General features: G+C 35.2%; 17 protein-coding genes and 4 tRNA genes. 14 read left to right on the top strand and 7 right to left on the bottom strand.

Annotated elements, in window-relative coordinates; genetic code table 11:
• The first annotated feature begins 42 nt into the window (after window positions 1-42).
• The 6 genes from G9C87_RS04795 (at window position 43) to G9C87_RS04770 (ending at window position 6,860) form a co-directional block, all read left to right on the top strand.
• The gene (locus G9C87_RS04795) at window positions 43-528 is read left to right on the top strand and encodes a hypothetical protein (RefSeq protein WP_172278689.1); all 486 of its coding nucleotides are present in this window, start codon (window positions 43-45) and stop codon (window positions 526-528) included.
• Entirely contained in the window at window positions 528-3,116 is a 2,589-nt protein-coding gene (locus G9C87_RS04790) for a DNA gyrase/topoisomerase IV subunit A (RefSeq protein ID WP_172278687.1), read from the top strand. The genes G9C87_RS04795 and G9C87_RS04790 overlap by 1 nt, the downstream gene beginning before the upstream one ends.
• Before the next feature lie 14 nt (window positions 3,117-3,130).
• Window positions 3,131-3,784 carry a rhomboid family intramembrane serine protease gene (locus G9C87_RS04785; RefSeq protein WP_172278685.1) on the top strand — a complete coding sequence of 218 codons (654 nt, stop codon included), beginning with the start codon at window positions 3,131-3,133 and terminating at the stop codon, window positions 3,782-3,784.
• A gap of 32 nt (window positions 3,785-3,816) precedes the next feature.
• Window positions 3,817-4,917, top strand: coding sequence for a helix-turn-helix domain-containing protein (locus G9C87_RS04780; RefSeq protein ID WP_172278683.1), 1,101 nt, complete (start codon window positions 3,817-3,819; stop codon window positions 4,915-4,917).
• A gap of 144 nt (window positions 4,918-5,061) precedes the next feature.
• Window positions 5,062-5,847 (top strand): SDR family NAD(P)-dependent oxidoreductase, encoded by a 786-nt coding sequence (locus tag G9C87_RS04775; protein WP_172278681.1) that lies wholly within the window; start codon window positions 5,062-5,064, stop codon window positions 5,845-5,847.
• Window positions 5,844-6,860 (top strand): NAD-dependent epimerase/dehydratase family protein, encoded by a 1,017-nt coding sequence (locus G9C87_RS04770; protein ID WP_172278679.1) that lies wholly within the window; start codon window positions 5,844-5,846, stop codon window positions 6,858-6,860. The genes G9C87_RS04775 and G9C87_RS04770 overlap by 4 nt, the downstream gene beginning before the upstream one ends.
• Here the strand turns inward: G9C87_RS04770 and G9C87_RS04765 are convergent.
• The 5 genes from G9C87_RS04765 to G9C87_RS04745 all read right to left on the bottom strand — a co-directional run bounded on the left by G9C87_RS04765 (window position 6,811) and on the right by G9C87_RS04745 (window position 10,082).
• Entirely contained in the window at window positions 6,811-7,170 is a 360-nt protein-coding gene (locus tag G9C87_RS04765; RefSeq protein WP_172278677.1) for a DUF4180 domain-containing protein, read from the bottom strand. The genes G9C87_RS04770 and G9C87_RS04765 overlap by 50 nt on opposite strands.
• Window positions 7,171-7,256: 86 nt before the next feature.
• The gene (locus G9C87_RS04760) at window positions 7,257-7,643 is read right to left on the bottom strand and encodes a 5-carboxymethyl-2-hydroxymuconate Delta-isomerase (RefSeq protein ID WP_172278675.1); all 387 of its coding nucleotides are present in this window, start codon (window positions 7,641-7,643) and stop codon (window positions 7,257-7,259) included.
• Window positions 7,644-7,699: 56 nt separating this feature from the next.
• Entirely contained in the window at window positions 7,700-8,548 is an 849-nt protein-coding gene (gene prmC, locus G9C87_RS04755; protein WP_172278673.1) for a peptide chain release factor N(5)-glutamine methyltransferase, read from the bottom strand.
• Window positions 8,549-9,307 (bottom strand): peroxide stress protein YaaA, encoded by a 759-nt coding sequence (yaaA, locus tag G9C87_RS04750; RefSeq protein ID WP_172278671.1) that lies wholly within the window; start codon window positions 9,305-9,307, stop codon window positions 8,549-8,551.
• Window positions 9,308-9,470: 163 nt separating this feature from the next.
• Window positions 9,471-10,082: an L-threonylcarbamoyladenylate synthase gene (locus tag G9C87_RS04745; protein WP_172278669.1), complete on the bottom strand. Its 612-nt coding sequence runs from the start codon at window positions 10,080-10,082 to the stop codon at window positions 9,471-9,473.
• Between the two features lie 101 nt (window positions 10,083-10,183).
• Between G9C87_RS04745 and G9C87_RS04740 the strand changes: the two genes are divergently transcribed.
• The 4 genes from G9C87_RS04740 to G9C87_RS04725 all read left to right on the top strand — a co-directional run bounded on the left by G9C87_RS04740 (window position 10,184) and on the right by G9C87_RS04725 (window position 10,589).
• Window positions 10,184-10,256, top strand: a tRNA-Met gene (locus G9C87_RS04740).
• Window positions 10,257-10,294: 38 nt separating this feature from the next.
• A tRNA-Met gene (locus G9C87_RS04735) sits at window positions 10,295-10,367 on the top strand.
• A 38-nt stretch (window positions 10,368-10,405) separates the two neighbouring features.
• Window positions 10,406-10,478: transfer RNA gene (locus tag G9C87_RS04730), tRNA-Met, on the top strand.
• A gap of 38 nt (window positions 10,479-10,516) precedes the next feature.
• Window positions 10,517-10,589, top strand: a tRNA-Met gene (locus tag G9C87_RS04725).
• Between the two features lie 72 nt (window positions 10,590-10,661).
• Here the strand turns inward: G9C87_RS04725 and G9C87_RS04720 are convergent.
• Window positions 10,662-11,243 (bottom strand): hypothetical protein, encoded by a 582-nt coding sequence (locus tag G9C87_RS04720; RefSeq protein WP_172278667.1) that lies wholly within the window; start codon window positions 11,241-11,243, stop codon window positions 10,662-10,664.
• 331 nt (window positions 11,244-11,574) lie between these two features.
• Between G9C87_RS04720 and G9C87_RS04715 the strand changes: the two genes are divergently transcribed.
• The 3 genes from G9C87_RS04715 (at window position 11,575) to G9C87_RS04705 (ending at window position 14,739) form a co-directional block, all read left to right on the top strand.
• Window positions 11,575-11,940 carry a BlaI/MecI/CopY family transcriptional regulator gene (locus G9C87_RS04715; RefSeq protein ID WP_172278665.1) on the top strand — a complete coding sequence of 122 codons (366 nt, stop codon included), beginning with the start codon at window positions 11,575-11,577 and terminating at the stop codon, window positions 11,938-11,940.
• A gap of 1 nt (window position 11,941) precedes the next feature.
• Window positions 11,942-13,789, top strand: a complete 1,848-nt coding sequence (locus G9C87_RS04710) for a M56 family metallopeptidase (protein WP_172278663.1) — start codon at window positions 11,942-11,944, stop codon at window positions 13,787-13,789.
• A gap of 62 nt (window positions 13,790-13,851) precedes the next feature.
• The gene (locus G9C87_RS04705; protein WP_172278661.1) at window positions 13,852-14,739 is read left to right on the top strand and encodes a GLPGLI family protein; all 888 of its coding nucleotides are present in this window, start codon (window positions 13,852-13,854) and stop codon (window positions 14,737-14,739) included.
• 53 nt (window positions 14,740-14,792) lie between these two features.
• On the opposite strand, the gene fsa is transcribed toward G9C87_RS04705, so the two are convergent.
• Complete coding sequence (fsa, locus tag G9C87_RS04700; protein WP_172278659.1) at window positions 14,793-15,446, bottom strand: fructose-6-phosphate aldolase; 654 nt, start codon at window positions 15,444-15,446, stop codon at window positions 14,793-14,795.
• A gap of 213 nt (window positions 15,447-15,659) precedes the next feature.
• Between fsa and G9C87_RS04695 the strand changes: the two genes are divergently transcribed.
• Window positions 15,660-16,148, top strand: coding sequence for a YdeI/OmpD-associated family protein (locus tag G9C87_RS04695; RefSeq protein WP_172278657.1), 489 nt, complete (start codon window positions 15,660-15,662; stop codon window positions 16,146-16,148).
• The last annotated feature ends 25 nt before the right edge of the window (window positions 16,149-16,173 follow it).

Genomic DNA, 16,173 nt, shown 5'->3' with positions numbered 1-16,173 from the left:
AAACTTAAATGACATAACCTTTAAACTTAAACACAAATAACAATGAGATTAAGTAACCGTAATAAAGCACCGGGCTACAACTTTATTAATACCCTCTTAATAATGTTTTTAATAGCCGGAATTGTGTCCTTCTTTTTAGAAGAATATAAATTTAATATTTTAGGATCAGAAAGCTATCTGCTGATTATTGTACCGGTAATTATGTTATTAGCTTTCCATCTTACCGGAAGACAAATATTTGAGTATGATAGTGATGGAGAGGCTCTCAATTTCAAAAACAGGAACATCATTCCATTTTTAGATAAACCTTTAAGTGATGAATTTCCAAAATACAAATTAATAAAATACGAGATCGTCAATTTACTCTTTGTAAAAAGATTATATATTACAATTTCAAGTAAGAATAGTGGTTCAACCATGTTGAAATACGAAATTTCTTACCTGACGACAAAAGAAGTAAATGATTTGAAATTCTCTTTAAATAAAGTAGTAAAAGCGAATAACGAGAAAAACGTTAAAAACGAATAATGACAGAAGAAAATTCACATGAAGGCGAAAGCCTGAAGAAAGTTTCCGGACTTTATAAAGACTGGTTTCTGGACTATGCTTCTTACGTGATTTTAGATAGAGCGATTCCATCGGTCTACGATGGATTAAAACCCGTTCAGCGAAGAATTATGCATTCCATGCGTGAGCTGGAGGACGGGCGGTACAATAAGGTAGCGAACATTGTAGGAAATACAATGAAATATCACCCCCACGGGGACGCTTCTATTACTGATGCCATGGTACAGATCGGGCAGAAAGAGCTTCTGATTGACACTCAGGGAAACTGGGGGAATGTCTTTACCGGAGATTCGGCTGCAGCAGCAAGGTATATTGAAGCCAGATTAACCCCTTTTGCACTGGAAGTAGTTTTCAATCCTAAGACAACGGAGTGGGCAAAATCTTACGATGGACGAAATAACGAGCCTATAGATCTTCCCGTAAAGTTCCCTTTACTTTTAACGCAGGGGGTAGAAGGGATTGGTGTAGGATTATCCACGAAGATACTTCCTCATAACTTTAATGAACTGATCAATGCTTCAGTAGCTCACCTTAAAGGAAAAAAGTTTGAACTTTTCCCAGATTTCCTTACAGCAGGGTATCTGGACGTTTCTGAATACAACGACGGACAAAGAGGTGGTAAAGTACGTGCAAGAGCCAAAATTACACAGACCGATAAACATACTTTGGTTATCTCTGAACTTCCCTTTTCCAAAACAACCAGTGATCTGATAGATTCTATCCTAAAGGCTAATGAAAAAGGTAAGATCAAGATTAAAAAAATTGAAGACAATACGTCCGACACCGTAGAAATTCTGATCCATCTCCATAATGACGTATCACCGGATAAAACAATTGATGCGTTATATGCCTTCACAGATTGTCAGGTAACAATTTCTCCGAATGCGTGTGTAATTGTGGGAGATAAACCAATGTTCCTGAGTGTTTCTGAAATCCTGAGAATGAATACGGATCATACCGTTTCATTGCTGAAAAAAGAACTGGAGATTGAACTTCACGAACTTCAGGAAAGCTGGCATTTTTCTTCATTGGAAAGGATTTTCATCGAAAACAGAATCTATCACGATATTGAAGAAGTAAAGACGTGGGAAGAGGTAATCAAAACTATTGATGCAGGATTAAAACCACATACCAAGCATCTTTTGAGAGCCGTTACTGAGGAAGATATTCTGAAGCTGACAGAGATCAGAATCAAGAGGATTTCCAGGTTCGACTTAGATAAATTTAAAGAAAATATTGCAGCTCTTGAAGGTAAGATAGAGCAGGTTAAACATAATCTTGCTAATCTTATCGCTTATGCTATCGAGTATTATTTAAATATTCAGAAGAAGTACGGTAAAGAAAAGCAGAGAAGAACCGAATTAAGAATTTTCGATACCATTGATGCTACAAAAGTAGCCGTGGCTAACGAAAAATTCTATGTAAACCGTGAAGAAGGATTTATAGGAACCTCATTGAGAAAAGATGAATACCTGTTCGATTGCTCCGATATCGATGATATTATAACTTTTAGAAAAGACGGAAGTATGAAGATCGTCAAAGTAGAGGCAAAAACCTTTATCGGAAAAGATCTCCTGCATGTGGCTGTCTGGAAGAAAAACGACAAGAGAACAGTGTATAATATGATCTACCGTGAAGGTAAAGAAGGTCCGTATTATATGAAACGTTTCTCCGTGACGGCGGTGACAAGAAATACAGATTATCCTCTGGCATCTGATAAAAAAGGCTCCGAAGTGCTTTATTTTTCCGCTAATCCGAATGGAGAAGCTGAAACGGTTACTGTTCTCTTGAAACCGAATCCAAGAATCAGAAAAAATAAGATGGATATCGATTTTTCTGAATTGGCAATTAAAGGCCGTGATTCCAAAGGAAACCTGGTGACTAAATACTCCGTGAAAAAAGTAGATCTTAAGGAAGAAGGTATTTCAACCCTGGCTCCAAGAAGAATCTGGTTTGATGATACGGTACGAAGATTAAATGCTGATGGCAGGGGTACTTTGTTAGGGAATTTTAAAGGAGATGATAAAATCCTGACGATTAATTCCAATGGAGAGGCAAAGCTGGTAAGTTTTGACCTTGGAAACCGTTTTGACGATGATTACCTGATCCTTGAAAAATGGCGGCCGCAGCAGCCTGTAACCTGTATTTATTATGACGGGGAAAAAGAGATGTATTTTATTAAAAGATTCCTTCTCGAAAATAATACCAATCCTCAGAATTTCATGCCTTCGGAGCATAGCAAATCCTTTATTGAGAATGTGATAGTAGCCAACGGATCTACTGCAGAAATCATTTTTTCAAAAGATAAAGGAAAAGAACGTGATCCAGAAACCATAAATATTGATGATTTTATTATGGTGAAAGGTATAAAAGCAATCGGAAATCAATTTACCAAATTCAAGGTAAAAGCGATAAATATTACGGTTCCGGAGATTGAAGAAGAGGAACCGGAAGTATATGAAGAGCCTGAACATACTGAAGGTATTGATGAAGACGGTGGGGTTATCGGTGATCTTTTTGAAGGAGATACTGATAGTGACGAAAATTAAATTTTAAATTAATCATGAATATCTTATTATTAGTTATTATAGCTACCAGTATTATCAGCTTTATTGCTTTTAATAATCATGGTATTTTCGAAAAGTATAAATTTAATGTAGGAGCTATCCAAAACAGGAAAGAGTACATCCGTCTCCTTTCTGCAGGTTTCCTTCATGCAGATTTAATGCATCTTCTGTTTAATATGATGACCCTTTATTTCTTTGGGCCTATCGTAATGGAAGGTTTTGGAAATTTGGGTTTCATAATTGTATACTTTGGTTCTATACTGCTCGGAAACATGTTTTCCCTGTTTATCTATCAGAAGCAGCCGTGGTATTCTGCTATTGGAGCGAGTGGAGGAGTTTCAGGGATATTATTTGCCGGGATTGCACTTATTCCTGATCTTAAAATATATATATTCTTTATTCCTATCGGAATTCCGGGCTATATTTTCGGGCTTCTTTATTTCAGCTATTCCGTCTATATGATGCTTAATCCCAGACAACATGATAATATAGGTCATGCAGCGCATCTTGGCGGAGCTTTTTTCGGTTTGCTATATGCGGTGATCAATCAACCTGAAAGAGCAATGGATAACGGTTTGTATATTGGAATTATGGCGATTCCGCTCCTGTACTTAAGCTATGAAATTTTTGTCAGGAAAAGAATAGGATAAAAAACCTATCTTTAAATAAAATATCAAAACCAATGAATACAATAGAGTTGAATCGTTTTATCGTCATACTTATCTATGGTTCATTGGTTTTGCTTTCTTTGTTAAAACTGGCCAATCCTCTTAAAGTTAATCGAAAAGCCAACCTATGGTTTGGTTTGTTTCTTTTTTTGTGGTCTACGTACTGGCTGGATGAAATTTGGTCACTGATCAAAGTTTCTCCGATAGAAATTCATTCCATTCTTTTTGTTCAGTTCGTTCAGTTTTTTACACCCATTATGTTTTATTTCAGTGTTTTATTTTTTACAAATCCTTCATTTAAGTTTAAGAGGTCGGACGTAAAATATGCTTTTTTACCTGTTATTTTTCTGATCAATTTGTTGTTACAACGTTACGGAAACTTTGAAAACCAATCTTTTTTTGAGTTTACATTTATAGGATTGATATTATTCCAGGCGGTATTTTATACAGGGCTTTCTTATTTTACCATACGGAAACATCAAAAGAGAATTCAGCAATTCTCTGCTAATACGGAAGGGATCAATCTTAATTGGCTGGAGTATATTATTCTCATTCTTTTGATTATCAATATCGTATATGTTATCTACAATCTTTTCTATGATTCTACATCATTAAATGCTTTCATCAATATAGCTTTTCTTTTAGTGGTTTATTTTGTAGCGTATTACTCGCTGAAGCAAAAAGAAATTTATCCTGTTGAGGAAAAACAACGGGATGAGCTCATATCCATTAATGATGAAGCAGAAAATGAGGAAATCAAACGAAAGCTCATTTCTGATGAAGAATTATCCCGGCTTAAAACAAAGCTTGAAAATGTAATGGAAAAAGAAAAGCTTTACCTGGATAGTGAGCTGAATTTAATTAAGCTTGCAGAACACTTGTCTGTTTCTACTCATCATTTATCGTATGTGATCAATACCGGCTTTCAAAAAAACTTTTTTCAGTTCATTAATGAATATAGAATAGAGCATGCTAAAAAGTTGCTGAAAAATAATGACGCCAATAAGCTTTCCATTTTAGGGATTGCTTTCGAATCCGGATTTAATTCCAAGACCTCGTTTAATACCACCTTCAAAAAATTCACTGATCAGACCCCTTCTGAGTTTAAAAAATAAGTTCAGGTTTATAAATTTTAACCTTTTTTACTTTTATTATATTGATTTTAAGTTGTTTATGATTTGTGCTTAAATGTGTTCAGTCATATAAGATGGAACAGAAAAGGATCTTCATAAAGATACATTTGTACCATAATTTTTATCATGGATACTAAAGAATCATTTGCTGTTGTAACGGGAGCAAGTCAGGGATTAGGCAAGGCGTTTGTCGAGCATCTGGCTAAAAAGAAGATCAATGTTATTCTTATCAGTCTGCCTGGTCAGAATGTGGCTTATTTAAGTGAAAAAATAGCAGAAATCTATGATGTAAAAACCCATTATTATGAAATTGATCTTTCTGTAAATGAAAATGTAATGCAGATAACAGAGGAACTGAACAGGTCTTTTAATATCCATATTTTAATTAATAATGCCGGTCTGGGAGGAACCCGAAAATTTGTGGATGCTACGCCTGATTATATCAATACGATATTACAGGTCAATGTTATGGCTACTTCTTTAATGACCCATCAGCTGTTGCCTAATCTTTTGAAACAACCCAAAGCTTATATTTTAAATGTTTCCAGCATGGCTGCATTTTCACCGATTGGTTTTAAAACGGTTTATCCCGCCTCCAAAACATTTATCCATTCCTTTTCCAGGGGATTACATGAGGAACTAAAAGATACCAATGTTTTTGTGAGTGTCGTGAATCCGGGAGCGATGAAAACCAATAAAGATGTCTGCGAAAGAATTGAAAAACAGGGTTTTTTAGGAAAGCTGACTTTGCTTGATCCTAATAAGGTGGCTGCACGATGTGTCAACCAGCTATTCAAAAGAGATTCTGTCATCATGGTTAATCCTATAAGTTGGCTGGTAATGAAGATATTGCCCATCTGGATTAAATTACCTTTGATGACGAATGCAATAAAAAAAGAAATAGAAGCATGAAAAAAGTTTTTGTTACCGGTAGTACCGGGCTTTTAGGAACTCATGTTGTTAAAAAATTATTAAGAGATGGTTATTTTGTTATTGCTTTGGTGCGGCAGAAAAGTCGCTATTATGGTCAGGAAGATGAAAACCTCCGGTTAGTTGAGGGAAGTTTGTTTTCTGATGTTTCCTCGCATCTTAAACTGGTGGATTTCGTCATTCATATTGCTGCTGAAACTGGGCAGGATCTGCTTTCCTATGGGGAATACAGAAAAACAAATTATGATGCCGTGGTTCATTTGTTTTCACAGTCAGTTGAAGCCGGGGTTAGAAAGTTCTTATTTGTAAGTACTGCGAACACGATGGGATATGGGAATCTTGACGAATTAGGTCATGAAAGCTCCGGTCAAAAATATCCCTTCACAAAATCTTATTATGCCCGAAGTAAATCAGAAGCTGAGGGTTTTCTTTTCCGAAACAACAAAACCACTGAAGTTGTTATTCTAAATCCGACGTTTATGATCGGGCCTTATGACTGGAAGCCCAGTTCGGGGAAAATTATTTATTGGGTATGGAAGAAAAATCTGGTTTTTTACCCATCCGGAGGAAAGAATTTTGTTCATGTGGAAGACGTTGCCTTTGGGATTGTTAATGCCATCGAAAGGGGAAAAAACGGAGAGCGGTATCTTTTAGGGCATGAGAATTTAAAATATAAAGACTTCTTTAAAAAAGTAAATCTGATTACCTGCCAAAACCCTTTATTGCTTCCACTTCCGGATTTCATCCTGATACTTTTGGGAATAGCAGGGGATTTACTAAGATCACTGAATGTAAAGACGAATCTAAGCTCACCCAACATGAAAGCTTTGAGAATAGATAATTATTATACCAACTGCAAGTCAATAGAACAATTAAACCTGGAATACCAGTCCGTAGATAAAGCAATTGCCGATGCGATAGATTTTTTTCAGAATAAAGAATATACTACTTTGAAAACTTCTCCAAAGCCTCTTTCAACGTTTCAACAAAATTAATATGCCTGGTTTTATTGCTTTCAAAAATAAAATCTTTCATACTTTTACTTTCATATTGACTAAAATCTCCTATAATGGCTAATCCCATTCTGTAATTGGAGAACTTCTGGAGAATATCGCCGGCAATTTTAGTCTTGAGGTCAAAGAATTCCGGGGTTATATTTTTCTCATAGATAATCACCTTATCAAACCCCTGATAGTAGGCGTTACCTAATAGATCGATACCGTCCTGAGCCGATTGTATAATCGCGTTATCGGAAATCACTTCCGCTACTTTGATACCATTGACCTGGTGAGTTTTAAATTCCATGATTATTTAATTTTTGACGTAAAAATTTGCTTATTGATGTAAAGGAAAACAAGTATTATGCTAAATATTGTTTCGTTTAAAAAATATCAGTGACCAGGAAAGTGTCTGTCCTTATTCGTATTTTCAGGGTTGATTAAAGATTTATTGCAATAAGTTGCTGCTTCAAACTCCTGTATATTAATAGACAGAATAGGTATATCCGGAAACATCAGATTCAGCCGTTCTATTATTTGTCTGGATAAGCTGGCCTTTTGTTCTATTGTTCTTCCTGCCATAATATTTCCGAAAATATGGATAAAGCTTTCCTTTCCATCATCCATCTTATAATATTTAAAAGGCGTTAATCTCACTTTGATGTCTCCTTTTGCAAAAAGTCCGGAGTTTTCTGCAGTCTCGTAAACTGCATTCATTATTTCACCGGGAGATTTCTGATCTAAAATATTTTCTGAGCAATCTATGATAAAATGTGGCATGGTTATTTGAAATTTGAGCTAAAGATACAGAACTTAAAATCGAAAATACCGGAATCCTATCTTTTTCCCGTTATAAACCTGTCATTTCCAGACAAATCTTTTACAAGATGAGCCTCCGAAAAGAAAGAATAAAGCTCCAGGGTTTCGGATCCTAATTTTTGATTAATTTCTAAAAATAACAATCCGTTTCCGTTCAGGTTTTTTTTCGAATCTTCAGCGATTTTCCTGTAGAAGATCAAAGCATCAGAAGTAGGAGAGAAGAGTGCCATTTGTGGTTCAAATCCTTTCACAGAGTCTTCAATTTCAACTTCTTCTTCAATCCCGATGTAAGGAGGATTGGAAATAATGACATCATAGTTTTCAGTAAGCTTAAAATTCAGATAGTTACCATACATAAAACGAACATCCAGCCTATGAAAAACAGCATTTCTTCTTGCTGTTTCTAAAGCTGCTTCTGAAAAGTCTATAGATGAAACATCGGCATCCGGAAAATGTTTTTTAAGAACCAAAGGAATAACTCCGCTTCCTGTACCAATATCAAGAATCTTAAGATCTTTCTGTTCAGAAAACGAACTTTGGATTGTATCAATGGCTATCTCAAGCAGTTCTTCTGTTTCGGGGCGTGGTATTAAAACATTTTCGTTCACAAAAAATGTCATCCCATAAAATTCCGTTTCACCTAGGATATGTTGGTAAGGTTTACCGGTTTTTAGCTCTGCGGTTATTTTCTGAAGCTCTTTTTCATCATCAGATAGCAACTCCTGATGAGAAAACCGTCTTTGCTGGAATTGATCCAATCCGATTAATTTTTCAACAAAAACAGAAAACAGGAAAGCACTTTCAGATGCTGTATACAGATCACTCAGCTCTTTTTTGAAATGGATTTTAAATTCTGAAATTGTCATTTATCTTGTAAAAACCAATTTGGTATCTGTAGATTTTTCTTCGTCGATCATATAACCTTCATAATTAAAGGCTTTAACATCGTCCAGCGTTTGGGCATTGGTTTCAGCACAGAATCTTACAACAAGACCTCTGGCGTGTTTGGTATACACAACAATCGTTTTTAATTTTCCGTCCTTTAATTCATAAAAATCGAAATCAATTACTTTATGGTTCAGTTTTTTCCGGTCAATTACTTTTCCATATTCATTACTTGCCAGTTGAAGCAGAATCTCATTTTTCTTCATTTCTGAGTTCAGCTGATCTGTAATTTTCTCTCTCCAGAACTCATATAGATTTTTATATTGATCAAATTCAAAATGACGGCCCATTTCAAGTCGGTACAACATGACTTTATCAGAAGGTTTTAACAAGCCATAAAGACCTGAAAGCATTCTGTAATTTTTCTGCAGATAATCCACGGCACTTTTATCCAGGGTTTTGGCATCCAGCCCTCTGTATACTTCTCCGGTGAACGCAAACATAGCCGGTGCAGATTCTTTAGGCTTTGGATTTGCTTTCCAGTTTTGATTTCTTTCCCAGTTTTCATCTGCCAGCTTAGGAGAGATCTCCATGAGTTCGGAAAGATACTTAGGTGATTTATGTTTTAAAAATGATTGTATAAATTCTGCCTCTTCAATGAATTTCGGGGTAGTGGATCTCAACAGGTCAGTTGAGTTTTCTACGTTCATTAATTTAGCCGGTGATGTAATGATTTTCATAAAATAATATAATAAGAACCTCAATGAGAGGTATATAATAAACAATATATATTTAATGTTGGATAATAATCGTTATTGGGGAAATCCGGAAATATATCCCATTTTTAGTTTCTTCCTAACCTCTAACCTCTAATTTCTAATTTCTATTTTCTATTTAGAAAAGTTATATAATTCCTTTTCCCTGTCTGATTACTTCAGGTTCTCCGGAAGTAAGATCTACAATAGTAGAAGCTACATTGTCTCCGTATCCTGAATCTATAACAATATCGACCAGATGATCATATTTTTCAGCGATGAGTTCCGGATCGGTAGAGTATTCGATCACTTCATCTTCATCCCTGATAGAGGTAGAAGCAATCGGATGTCCCAATTTTTCAACAATCAGCTGAGGAATGGAGTGGTCTGGAACACGGATACCTATTGTTTTATGTCCTTTATAAGCCAGAGGAACACTTTTGTTGGCATCCAGAATAAATGTAAAAGGTCCGGGAAGGTGGCTTTTTAAAAATCGAAATACGGAAGTATCAATGGGTCTTGTAAAATCCGAAAGGTGACTGAGGTCGTTACAAATAATTGAAAACTGAGCTTTTTCCAGCTTCATTTTTTTGATCTGAGCCAGTTTTTCCATGGCTTTGATGTCAAAAATATTACAACCCAATGCATAAATAGTGTCAGAAGGATAAATAATTAATCCACCATTATTCAAGGTTTTAACCACCTCATTAATAAGATTTTCCTGAGGATTGTCAGGGTAAATTTTTAATATTTTTGCCATAAAACAAAGATACAAATAAATGTATAGTTTTTATAAAACTCCCTTATTTAAAAGAAAAATTAGGAATTTTAAAAAAAAGTCGTACATTTGCAATCCAATATCGCGGGATGGAGCAGTAGGTAGCTCGTCGGGCTCATAACCCGAAGGTCATCGGTTCGAGTCCGGTTCCCGCTACTAAGCAAGTGTTTTCGGTAAACACTCTAAAAATACACCGCGGGATGGAGCAGTAGGTAGCTCGTCGGGCTCATAACCCGAAGGTCATCGGTTCGAGTCCGGTTCCCGCTACTAAGCAAGTGCTTTCGGTAAGCACTCTAAAGATACACCGCGGGATGGAGCAGTAGGTAGCTCGTCGGGCTCATAACCCGAAGGTCATCGGTTCGAGTCCGGTTCCCGCTACTAAGCAAGTGTTTTCGGTAAACACTCTAAAAATATACCGCGGGATGGAGCAGTAGGTAGCTCGTCGGGCTCATAACCCGAAGGTCATCGGTTCGAGTCCGGTTCCCGCTACTAAAGCAAAAGAGAATCACTTTGTGATTCTCTTTTTTTATGTTAAAAAATCCCGCATAAAGCGGGATTATATTATTGTGCTAGTTCAGCATAAGGTTTTAATTTAAGATCATCTGCCATTGTCTGACCCAGAAATTCTTTCTTTTGATTTCCTTTCATTCTGTTGGAGGCATCACCACCGTTAAAATAAGCGTCATTTAATTTTGTAGTGATTTCACTAGGATTAAAATCAATTTTAGTATCACCTTCCACTCCAAGATATCCATTCTTTTTTGTGAGGTAAGTAATATAGTTTTTATAATTGATAAGCGTATTTCTCAGGTATTGGGTGTGGTATTCCATGCACTTTTTAGCTTTCTTTGAAGAATTATTTAAAATGCAGTTGTTCATATTTCCTCTGTATAAGTACCATTCAGATTCTAAAATACCATATTCTTTTCCCAGTGCTGCTTTTCCGTTGGTAAGAATATTATTGTCTCCTTCTTTGGTAGCGATCGCTTGTAAATGTCCGATAACCGCAGGAACTGTATTTTCAATTTTAGTTTTTGCTTCCTTTAAAGCGCTGAAATCTGCAGCAGGCGAACCTTTCTTTTGAGCATTAGTAATGTTAAAAATAAGTAGTAATAGTACAATCAGTAAATTATATCTTTTCATGAGAAATTTTTAAAGCACTAAAATAAATATATTTTCCCAGTTTAAACATATTCATTTTAATTTTATTTAATAAAAATTAACAAGTTTTAAGAATTTATATTGTAATTAAAGAATTTTCTATTGATAATTCAGTGGAATTTGATTACTACTTATAAATTTAACATATTTTAATAAAAAATATTATATTGAATATCAATTAGTTATGTGCTTATTCTGTTTATCACTAAAAAAATAGTTGTTTGAATGTAATTTATTTCTACATTTGTATAACTAATTTAATAGTGATATAGAATTTAGCGATGATATATCATTCAAAATAAATGAACAGGATATGATAATTCAGACTTTAACAAAAGCAGAAGAACAGGTAATGCAGTATTTATGGAAAATAGAAAAAGGATTCCTCAAGGATATTCTTGATTTGTTTCCTGAACCCAAACCTCACACAAATACTGTTTCAACTATTCTAAAAGTATTAAAGGATAAGGAATTTGTTGATTATAATGTTTATGGCAGACAGCATGAATATTTTGCACTGATCACAAAGGAACAGTATTCGGGGAAGACGATGAAAAGTCTTGTGAAAAATTATTTCAAAGGATCTTATAAAAGTGCAGTCTCTTTTTTGGTAGAAAAAAATGAAATGACGGTAGAAGATCTTGAAATGCTGCTCAACGAACTCAAAAAGAAAAACTGATATGGAAACTCTACTTCTATACTTTGGGAAAGTAATTGTATGTTCTGGTGTAACATTTTTGTATTATCAGTTGTCTTTAAAGGACAAGACATTTCATCATTATAACAGATTCTATCTGTTATCGGCTATATTACTTTCATTGTTATTACCTCTTATGAGGGTTGATGATTTTACTATAGAAGTGAATAATGAGGTGTATTTGTTGCTCAATAAATTACAGAATTTTAATTCACATAAAAACATAAGCAATGACCACATTTATTTTAGAATTATTTTTTCAGCTTTGGGACTGGTTTCTTTCTATTTTTTAGGAAGGCTTATCTATGGGATCATCAGGATCCAACAGCTTAAAAAGAAATTTCAAAAAGAGAGTTTTGATGGTATAAATTTTTACCATACAAACCTTACTGAAGCACCGTTTTCATACTTTAAAAATCTATTCTGGAAGAATTCAATACAGTTGAATTCTGATATTGGGAAACAGATCTTAAAGCATGAGATGGTACATATTGAACAGAAGCATTCCTTTGATAAAATTTTTATCGAAGTGATTACCTCAGTCTTCTGGTTCAATCCGTTCTTTTATATGATGAAAAAAGAACTCGGTCTTATCCATGAATACCTGGCTGATAAAAAAGCCGTCAAACAATCGGACACAAAAGCATTTGCGCAGATGCTTTTAGCAAGTCACTTTTCCGGAACACAGTTACCTGCAACCAGTCCGTTTTTAAGTTCAAATCTAAAAAAACGTCTAAAAATGTTACAAAAACCCAAAACCAAATTCGGGTATGCGCGAAGGATTTTTGCATTACCGGTTTTATTTACAGTGGCTTTTGCCTATATGGTAAATGCGAAGAATAAAGAAATCAAAGAAACCAACATAGCGATCCGGGAGGCAGTATCCAGAATGGAAGAACAGCCTGAAGCCAAAATTCAGAATGTAACTTCCATCACAAAAGACACCATTCCTGCCAAGATTGGTAAAATTGATGATTCACAACAAAAGCTGTTAAGAAAAAAAGAAACAGAGAAATTAAAAGATCTTGGAAAGAAAATCCAGGAAAAAAGTATGGCTCTGAAAAGCCTTAAGCCGGAAAGTAAAGAGTTCCAGAAGAATGTAGATGAGCTTAATGATCTGTCAGCTGAAATGGGAAAAATTACAAGTTCCGATGATTTCAGAATGGCTTATACCATTAATGGAAATGAAATTAAAAGAATTAATGACTTTTTCAAATCCGATGAATGGAAGAATAAAGTGAAAGAGCTCAAGAATATGAACGTTGAGATTCCTGAAATACCTGAAATTAATTTCGATTTCCAGGATATGCCAACGCCTCCGGTTCCTCCGACAGCTCCTCGAATGAAAGCATTAAAGTTCAGTGAAATTAAGGATATGAAATGGGATGCAGCAGAACTTGCCAAGGCTTCTGAGAATGCAAAAGGAGCTATGGAAACGGCTGCGAAACGAGCGAAACTCGATAGAAAGCGTGCCAGGCTTAACGAAAAAAGAGCTAAACTTGATGCAGAAAGAATGAAGCTGGATGCAGAAAGAAGAGCATTGGATGGCAACAATAGAAGAGTTTATGTGTATACATCCAGTTTTAGCGATTCGGATAATCCGGTGACAGTGAGGCTGAACTCTAATTTTAAAGATGTGAATACTTTTACAGTTCCAAGAGTAAACGGATCCGCTAATAATTACGGTAACATGAAATTATACATTAACGGAGTAGAGGTCACCAGAAAAGAATTTGATGCTATTAATCCAAAGGATATTAAAAGTATGAATGTGAATAAGCGCACAAAAGACGGAGATCCTTCAGGAGAGATAAGAATTCAGACAAAATAATAAAGTTCCAATTGGCTTTGTCAATCCAGAATTGGCAAAGCTTTTTTATGTCTCAATAACCTATGAAAAATAATATTTTACTTTTTTTACTTTTGAGTATACTTACTCATGCCCAGGCAAACAGGTTTTATTATGATTATAAATATATCTCGGATTCCACCAACAGAGCGGATATAAAAAGTGATGTAATGCTCCTGGATATTGATAAAAATGGCTCAAAATATTACAGCCGTGAAAAATTTGTCTCTGACTCTACAACAAAAGCGGATATCGCAAAGCAAATGAAAGGCGGTTTTGGAGAAAGTATTAATATCAAAAAAAATATGAAACCGGGTGTGATTGCTACAAGCGTTACCAAAACATACCCCGACTATAAGGTTGTACTTTCAGAAAAAATAGGGAACACAATCTATAAAATAGCAGAAGATCAAAAACCTGAATGGAAGATTCTTTCTGAAAAACAAAAAATAGGAGAGTATAACACCCAAAAAGCAACAACAACCTATGGAGGCAGAGAATGGACTGCCTGGTTTAGTACCGATATCCCTTTTCAGGACGGACCTTATAAATTCTATGGATTGCCCGGTTTAATTGTGAAGCTTGAAGACAAAACAGGTTCGCATATAATGACTTTGATTGGAAATAAAAAGACAAACATAAGCCAGGACGAAGACATACAAATGCCGGGAGTAACTATGATCGGTTTAGGGGGCAAAGATATCGAAGTAACAAAAAAACAGTTTAAAAAAGCCTGGAAAGATTATCAGGCAGATCCCACAAAGGACATGAAGCAAACAATGAGCACACTTCCGGCCGGAGCTGTCGTAAGAATGAAAAATAAGGATGGGAAAGACATTGATATGAATGAAATGTACAGGAATATAGAGAAAAGGGCGAGAGAAGAAATGAAAAATAACAATAATAAAATAGAGCCTGATCTTTATAAATAAAATAAAAAATCCCGAATTCATTTCGGGATTTTTTATGCAATATGGTTAAGTTGTTAAGCCAATTTCTGAGAATCTGCAATAAACTGAGCTAATCCACTGTCTGTAAGCGGGTGCTTTAACAGGCTTAAGATCGGAGCCAGTGGCGAAGTGATCACGTCAGCACCGATTTTAGCACAATCGATAATGTGCATAGAATGACGGATAGATGCTGCCAAAATCTCAGTTTCGTACATATAGTTGTCAAAAATCAAACGAATCTCCTGGATAAGGTTAAGCCCGTCCGTAGAAATATCATCTAGTCTTCCCAGGAATGGAGAAACATAAGTTGCTCCTGCTTTTGCTGCTAAAAGAGCCTGTCCCGGAGAGAAAATCAATGTACAGTTCGTCTTGATTCCTTTGTCCGAAAAATATTTTAATGCTTTAATACCATCTTTAATCATCGGAATTTTTACCACAATGTTTGGATGGATTGCTGCCAATTCATCTCCTTCTTTGATCATTTCCTCATATGTTGTAGAAAGTACTTCTGCAGAAATATCACCATCTACAATTTCACAGATTGTTTTGTAGTGGTTCTTGATTGCTTCAGCTCCCTGGATACCTTCTTTAGCCATTAATGAAGGGTTAGTGGTTACACCATCTAAAATTCCAAGATCTTTAGCTTCCTTAATTTGCTCTAAATTAGCAGTGTCAATAAAAAATTTCATTTTGTTACATAGATTTATTCCTGCAAAGATAAGGAATACTTTGCGAGTGGAAAACTTAGTTGCTGTTTTGTTGGTTTGGGACTGGAAGGTAGATATTGGAGGTTAGAGGTTAGAGGTTAGAGGTTAGAGGTTAGAAAACATAAGTGGTCTGTCGGATATCTATTGATTGTCTACTATTTTATCCTATTAAACTATTTTCTAAATTTGTCATATATGGAAAATAATCTGTTTACAGCACGGCTTGAAATTATAGGAATTAATCCTTTTGTTTTCATTCCTGAAGAAATATTAAAAACAATTTTTGAAGTTTCAGGAAGAGAAAAGAGTCCTATTCCTGTGAAAGGAACAGTGAATGGTGTGGAATATAAGCAGAATTTAATGAAGTATCTCGGAGAATGGAGATTGTATGTAAATCTTGTTATGTTAAAGAATTCTCCCAAAAGAATTGGTGAGATAATAGAAGTTTCAATAGAATATGATAGCTCGGACAGGAGTATTGTTATTCATCCTAAACTTGACCAGGCGATCAGGGAAGATCCTGTTACCCTGCGTAATTTTGAAAGTTTAATTCCTTCAAGAAAGCTGGAATTGGTTCGTTATATCAATAACCTTAAAACCGAGGCAAGCATTGAAAGAAACATTGATAAAATTATAAGACACCTGAAAGGAGAAACCGATTTCTTCGGTAAAATGATCAAATAAAATTCATAAAAAATAAAATCCGGAA

The sequence above is a fragment of the Chryseobacterium sp. LAM-KRS1 genome (genome assembly GCF_013184525.1).
Lineage (GTDB): Bacteria > Bacteroidota > Bacteroidia > Flavobacteriales > Weeksellaceae > Chryseobacterium > Chryseobacterium proteolyticum.
The sequence above is the reverse complement of the archived record's forward strand: the minus strand, read 5'-3'. Positions and strand labels throughout refer to the sequence as shown.